The organism is Oleiphilus sp. HI0128, from assembly GCF_001635365.1.
The window spans coordinates 1-409 of sequence record NZ_LWGG01000665.1 but is presented as its reverse complement, the minus strand read 5'-3'; the positions used below and the strand labels follow the sequence as shown (position 1 = coordinate 409).

Here is a 409-nt window from a genome sequence, read left to right as displayed (position 1 = left end):
GTGGCGATCAGGGCTTACCAAAGACCAAAATGGAAGCTAGTGAATATATTGATGAGCTGAAAGGTTTAAAGGAATCTGCTGAAAGGGAAGCAAACCGACCTTTAAAAGAATCTTCTGGAAGCGGCATGGTAATGTTTGCAGCAATAATATTAACCATCGTTGTAGTAGCCTATTTTGTTGGCTAAACAAATAGAACGGAAAAGCTAACGCTATGTCTTCAATTACCAAAACAGAACAACTGTTAAGAAATGCTCTTTCCTATTGTGGTGGTCTCTATAAACTTGAAATGGAAGGCTTCTATCCAAGGGCAGGTTTAATAGATGAAAGTAATCTTGTTCGGTTGTATATCGAGGCATTAAAGAGACTTTCAGATAGTAAAGATAGAGAATGCAAACCCAAAGTCTATGCT

The 409-nt window shown here is 37.9% G+C and carries 2 protein-coding genes; both read left to right on the top strand.

Translation table 11 applies throughout. From position 1 onward, the window contains the following. On the top strand, positions 1 to 185 hold a 185-nt coding region (locus A3763_RS08295), incomplete at its 5' end, for a hypothetical protein (protein WP_231872137.1). A 26-nt stretch (positions 186 to 211) separates the two neighbouring features. Next, on the top strand, positions 212 to 409 hold a 198-nt coding region (locus tag A3763_RS29510; RefSeq protein ID WP_231872136.1), incomplete at its 3' end, for a hypothetical protein.